Here is a 3,343-nt window from a genome sequence, read left to right on the forward strand (position 1 = left end):
CGGAACCCGTTGTGGGGCGGGTTGGTGTCTCCCACCGAGTCGACCTGGTTTCGTGCTTGACGGACTTTGCCGAGGCTCGACTCCATAACGGGGTTGTCGTCCTGTGCTTCGTCCCAGAACAGCACATCCGTGTCGGGGACACGTCCGGAGAGCGCCCACATCTTGACGGGGTGGTCGAAGGACAGCGGAAGATCGCGGTCCTTGTTGGTCGCCTTCGGGTCGATGAGGTTGTCCCACATCTCCTGGGCGAGGGGCCGGATCGCGGCGAAGATCGCGTCGCGGTTGGAGAGGCTGTCCGGCAGGTGGTGCACGGCGAAGTCGTCGTCGGCGGACTTCACCCACTCGGACAGCAGCCGGTTAGCCAGGGACGCGGCCTGCTGCGGGGACAGCGATTCGCCTCCGGCCCGGATCCGTGAGCGCCAGCGCATCCGGTCGGCGAGCTGCTGCTCGTTGAGCTTCGGCCACTTCAGCCGGGGTAGCAGGGCCTCGTCGACCATGCTGTTGGCGTAGGAGTTCGCGGTGGTCGGGGTGAGGTTCTCGCTGTACTCGCCGCGCTGCTGTGCCTCGATCGCGTCGTCAGCGACCGAGCGGTTGAAGGCGAGGAGGAGAATGCGCTTGCCGGGCATGCGCCGCGACAGCATCTTCAGGAGGGTGGACTTGCCGCTGCCAGCCAGGGCCATCACCCGCAGGTCCAGGCTGCGCCGGGCCGCGCCCTCGATACTGATGCGCTGCTCGGGGGTGGGCGGGTAGTCCTCCGCCGTTGTGGCAGCTGCTTCGATCTCCGCCCACCGTGTATCGGTGTATCCGCCGGGCTTCGCGGGCAACAGATCGTCCACGCTCGTGACGGCGCCTGTGGTCTCGTTGGGGCTGAGCCGGTAGCCGTCGGCCCGCTCACGCAGGATCCGCCCACGGGACGGCTCGACCAGGTTGCCCTCGGCGTCGTACTCCGGCTGCGGCACCCAGTCTTCGGCCTCCTGGCGCAGCAGGGCCCAGCGGCGCCGCTCGGCGCGCAGCCGGTAGGCCAGCGACAGCGGATCGGTGGCATCCCTCAGCGCCTCGATGGTCGCGTCGAGGTCGTCGACATCCATGGCGTGGATCGCCATGCCGTGCGCGGCCTGGCCCTGGGGCGGCTGGCCGGAGGACCGGCGCACCGGGGCGATGCGCCCTTGCTGCACTGCCGGTGCCGCGTCGTCCGCAAGCCCGGCGCCGACCTCGCGTGCTGGGGTGATGGGCGCTGTGGCGGCCGCCTCTGCCCTGTCGACGGCTTCGGCATCCTGCCTGGCCTCAAAGGTCTCGAAGACGGGTATCTCACGGCCGCGTGCCGACAGCAGCGCCTGCAGTTTGTTGACCTTCTCGGTACGGGTTTCGTAGGTCAGGTTCTTCGGCATTGCGTGCTGGTACATGCCGTGCTGGCGGTGCGCCACGTCCACATTGCACGGGTTGAATCCACGCGGGCCGCCGGCGACTTCGAGGGCGAAGACGAGCTCGCGGTACTGGTCGTCGGCTCCCCACACGTTGGTGTGGTCGTCGTGGTGTTCGATCCACACCCTCCGCCACGCCTGGCTGGTGGGCACGTCGTTGAGTTCGGCGTGCACCTCCACCAGGTGACGGACGGAACGCTCAATGGTGTTCTGGCCCTTGATGGGGCTTTCGTCGCCGTACAGGGTCTTGTGCTTGCCCTGGTTGTAGGTGCGGTTGTCGACCGAGCCGACCGTCCGGTTGCCCGGCCCGTACACCACGGTGCCGGGGTAGGCGCTGACCTGGTGGTAGTCGGGGAAGCCGGGTACGGGCGTGGCTCCCTCGGGCAGTTCCCCCTCGGGCGCGGCAGGCGTCTGGTCGAGCCCGAGTTCGCGGGCACGAGCCTCGCGCTCATCGCCAGTGGCAACCCACTCGTCGTAGGACTGGCCAACCTGAGCGACCGCGCCGGACACGGTCTCGTACGGATGCCTCGACGTCCAGTTCTCGATGGTGGAGGCAGCGTATCCGCCGTCAGGCCGGGTGACGACGGAGCCGATGTCCTCGCCGTCCAGCAGAACGCGGGCACGCAGGAACTGTCCGTCGGTCGCAAATTCCCCAACGGTGACGCGCGCGAGTAGGGCACGGGCCACCTCCTGGCCGCCGAGCCGCATGGCGTCATAGATCGAGACCGGGCTGTCCTCCGGGCGCTCCTGGGCCGGGGCGTCCCGGGTAGCGGACTCGTCCGGCTGCGTCCCCTCCTCTGCGGCCATCCCGGTTGCGCCTTGATCCGGCTCTGCCGTCTCCTGCGCGGACTGGTTGTGGTTGCGCGAAGGGTTGGCGTCGGAATCGTCGAGGTCTAGCTGGCCTTCCGGCAGTGCCCCGCTGTCCGGTGTTGCCTGTGCCGGGCTGTTGAAGTCCTCGCGGCGCATCTGCGTCCCGGGCCGGCCAGCCTGCGCCTGCTCGGCCGGCTGTGGGTCGGTTGACGAGACGGTTGCAGTCGGCTCCGGCGCGCGCTCGGGCTCCGATGCGAGTGCGGTGCCCGTTCCCTGCAGTCGCTGGGCCGCGGAGTCGACGTCCTCGAAGGCATCGGCCCACTGCTGTGCCACCGCGTGGGCTGCCTGTGCCCGCTTGGCGACCTCGGGCCACCCGGTCCGCTCGGCATCGGCCGCCAGGCGGGCGGCGGCGTCCCGGGCGGCAGCGATCTGCTTGCGCAGAGCAGGGATGGCGGTCGGCCGTGCCTCGAGCGCCTCCTCCGCACTGCGGATGGCGTCCAATGCGTCGGCGAGTTCGAGACTGCTGCCCGGCAGCCGGAGGCCGTCCCCACTCTGGGTGTACTTGAGCGCCTGGAGAAGAGCGGGGCGGGCGGCACGGACGACGACGGTTTCGGGGCGCACCGCCCACGCTCCGACCGCCTCCCGCAGCGGGCCCGGCAGAGCATCGACGCGGCTGAACTCGCGCCGGACTGTCTGCCCGTCGCATGTGCCCTCGACCGTGAGGGAGCCGTCGGCGCCGCGGTACATTCCGGTCAGAGTGAGCGGCTGGGACCAGTTCTCCGGTGACAGGCCCTTCTCAGCGGTCTCGGGCAGTGCGGTCTCGGGCAGCCGGATGACGGTGCCAGGCTCCACCTGGCTCCAGTTGCTGCGCCGCCAGCCGTCCGGTGCCTTGGCGCTGAGACGGTCCTCGCGGCGGATCGCGTCGCCCTGGGCCGCGCCCTTGCGGTCCAGGGGGAACAGGGGGTTGCCGTCCAGGTCGATGAAGAAGAACTTGTACGCGCTCCTCATCCGCGGCAGGTTCTCAACGGAATCCTTCTTGACGACGGCGCCGAGCGGCTCACCCCACTCGTTGGCCAGCAGCTGCCCGCCGTGCTCCTTGAGCGCCTTGGGAT

1 protein-coding gene is annotated in these 3,343 nt (G+C 69.7%); it reads right to left on the bottom strand.

Going from position 1 to position 3,343, the window contains the following annotated elements; genetic code table 11:
- Nucleotides 1–3,343: hypothetical protein (locus ACWFR4_RS48180; RefSeq protein WP_453658261.1), on the bottom strand; the 3,343-nt coding region annotated here is incomplete at both ends.

The sequence above is a fragment of the Streptomyces sp. NPDC055140 genome, from assembly GCF_053607285.1.